The 2452-nt window shown below is 69.3% G+C and carries 4 protein-coding genes; 2 read left to right on the top strand and 2 right to left on the bottom strand.

The window, feature by feature from the left end; translation table 11 throughout:
• The coding region (locus AC1D01_RS30175) for an EamA family transporter (protein WP_477872995.1) at positions 1-185 on the top strand (185 nt) is incomplete at its 5' end.
• Here the strand turns inward: AC1D01_RS30175 and AC1D01_RS30170 are convergent.
• Complete coding sequence (locus AC1D01_RS30170) at positions 182-700, bottom strand: GNAT family N-acetyltransferase (RefSeq protein WP_477872993.1); 519 nt, start codon at positions 698-700, stop codon at positions 182-184. The genes AC1D01_RS30175 and AC1D01_RS30170 overlap by 4 nt on opposite strands.
• Before the next feature lie 89 nt (positions 701-789).
• Here AC1D01_RS30170 and AC1D01_RS30165 point away from each other — a divergent pair, with 89 nt between their 5' ends.
• Positions 790-1632 carry an AraC family transcriptional regulator gene (locus AC1D01_RS30165; protein ID WP_477872991.1) on the top strand — a complete coding sequence of 281 codons (843 nt, stop codon included), beginning with the start codon at positions 790-792 and terminating at the stop codon, positions 1630-1632.
• 24 nt (positions 1633-1656) lie between these two features.
• Here the strand turns inward: AC1D01_RS30165 and AC1D01_RS30160 are convergent, their stop codons facing one another.
• Positions 1657-2199, bottom strand: coding sequence for a hypothetical protein (locus tag AC1D01_RS30160; RefSeq protein WP_477872989.1), 543 nt, complete (start codon positions 2197-2199; stop codon positions 1657-1659).
• Positions 2200-2452: the final 253 nt, after the last annotated feature.

The following is a 2452-nucleotide window of genomic DNA, read 5'->3' as shown; positions in this document are numbered from 1 at the left end:
CCTACATGGTGCTGCTGTCGAAGGCCAGCGCGGGGCTGGCGTCGAGCTACACCTTCGTGAACCCGGTGATCGCGATGCTGCTGGGCGTCGCGGTGGCCGGCGAGACCGTCACGCACTACGAATGGGCCGCTGCCGGTGTGGTGCTCGCGGGCGTCGTGCTGCTGCTCTGGAAGAAGAGCCGCTAGCCGACCGGCTTCTCCATGATCACCAGGTGAAGGCCGCGATATTGCGGCGGCAGCCGGTCGCTCGTCGACGTGATGCGCTCGCCCACCCGCCTGAACCCGAACCGGCCGTAGTGCAGGATCAGCCCGGTGCTCTGCGCCCAGGTGTCCAGCCGCAGCACCCGAAGGCCCAGGCGGTGCATCTCCTGCTCGCACCAGTCCAGCATGTGCGCGAACAGCTGCCGGCCCTTCCACGCCTGCCCGACGATGATCCGGTTGATGTAGCGGGCCGATTCCGGCGCCAGCCCCTGCCACATCTCGCGGTCCATCAGCGAGGGTGGGCAGAAGCTGAAGATGCCGGCCACCTGGCCCTCCAGCACCAGCGCGTACTGGCAGCGCTCGGCGATGTCGTTCTCGACGACGGCGAGGTCCAGGTCCTGCCAGGATGGGTGCCCGCCTTCGCGTTGGAAGGCGATCGCTTCGCGATAGAGTGCCTCGATGGTGGGAATGTCCTCGACACTGGCGGGTCGGATGTGCATGACGCTGCGGCATGAGCTGGGGAGCCGCCACTGTGACGAGGCATGCCGCCGCCGTCTTGTACCGTTGTAAATCGCAAGGGACCGTTCGGATGCAGGCAGACGCGCCGGCAGCTTCAGACTGGGTGCAGTACCGGCCGGCCGGCGCCGCGGGCGTGACGCTGATGCGGGCACATTTCACCGAGCACGCGTTCGAACGGCACAGCCATCCGGAGTACGGCATCGGCCTGACCGGCAGCGGCGTGCAGACCTTCAACTGCCGGGGCACGACCCAGACCAGCGTGCCCGGCGACGTCATCCTGCTGAACCCCGACCAGGCCCACGACGGCCTGCCCGGCCAGGCCGGCGGCTATGGCTATTGCATGCTGTACGTCGAGGCAGACGTGCTGCCTGGCATGCTGCAGCGCGCCGCCGGGATCCAGGGCAGCCGTCATTTCCGCGCACCGGTGGTCCACGATCCCCAGGCGGCCGCCACGCTGCAGCGCGCCATCCTCGCGACAGGCCAGCCGCAGGAATCGATGCGGGGCGAAGTGCTGCTGATGGAGGCTTTCGTGCAACTCCTGCTGCGGCATGGCGAATCGCCGAAAACCGTGACGCCGCCGGTGCACGCAGGGCTGAAGCGGCTCCAGCGCGTGCGGGACCACATCCGGGCGAACGCCGACCGGGACCTGTCGATCGGCGAACTCGCCCGCGAGGCCGGCGTGTCGCGGGTCTACCTGAGCCGCGCCTTCGCCCGGCACTTCGGCGTGCCGCCGCACCTCTACCTGAACGCGGTACGGATCGCGAAAGCGCGCACGCTGCTGTTGCAAGGCGGGGCGCTGGCCGAGGTGGCCGCTGCCGTGGGCTTTGCAGACCAGAGCCACTTCACGCGGCGGTTCAAGGGTGCGACCGGCTTGTCGCCCGGCGCGTGGCTCAGGCAGATGCGGCCGGCGTAGTGTCAACAGGCTTGGTCTTGCCGATCAGCGCCGCCACAGCGTGAAGCGCTTCAGCTCGCGCGTGCTGACGGCGTTCAGCAGCTGTGCCTGGTCGAGCGGCCCGAGGTTCTGGGCCATCGCATCGAGCAGCTTGGTCGGCACCGCCTGCGCGTTCGAGACGACCAGCGCCTCGGTGTCGCTGTCGCGCTGCGTCATCAGCACGAAGAACAGGTCTTCGCCGAGCRGGCCGTCTTCGGTCGTCAGCACGTCGACCTGCCGGATATCGGACCAGGCCAGGCGGCGCGTCGACGGCTCCTGCGGGTCGTCGGGCAGGCCGCTGCGGTGCACCAGGCCCCACGGGCTCACGTCGAGCGTGTCATAGCCCGGCATCGCCACCTGCCGGCGCTGCGAGCGCAGCAGTGGCGGCAGCAGGCTCAAGGCCAGCAGCAGCGCCCCCGGCCACCAGCGCGCCTGCCCGGCCCAGGCCGCGGCCAGCCACACCAGCGAGACCGCGAGGCAGGCCCGCCACACCCAGCGCTCTGCCGGCGTCGGGGCCGGCAGGGGATTGACGGGAAGCACTTTGTTCATTGGCAGCAATATATCGTCGGTATGACAACGGCGGTATGACATTGTCTTGAACAAGTCATCCGACAAATCCCTTCGCCCACCCTCGCGATCGGGTTTTCAGGCCTGGCCCAGGCGCCGCCGGGCCGCCTCGCGGATCGCCTGCAGGCTGCTGCGGCTGGTGCTGACGTCGGCGTCGAGTTTCAGGTGCAGCAGCGTCGGCCGGCCGCTCTCCAGCGCAGCGGCGAATGCCGGCCCGAAACCCGCCGTGTCCGAG

Source organism: Rhizobacter sp. P3_B12 (assembly GCF_056402895.1).
This window is presented reverse-complemented; position numbering and strand designations above follow the sequence as displayed.

Excerpts from the sequence above, each read along its gene's own strand:
- AC1D01_RS30170 (WP_477872993.1), bottom strand. The coding sequence starts at position 700 with ATGCACATCCGACCCGCCAGTGTCGAGGACATTCCCACCATCGAGGCA.
- AC1D01_RS30165 (WP_477872991.1), top strand. The coding sequence starts at position 790 with ATGCAGGCAGACGCGCCGGCAGCTTCAGACTGGGTGCAGTACCGGCCG.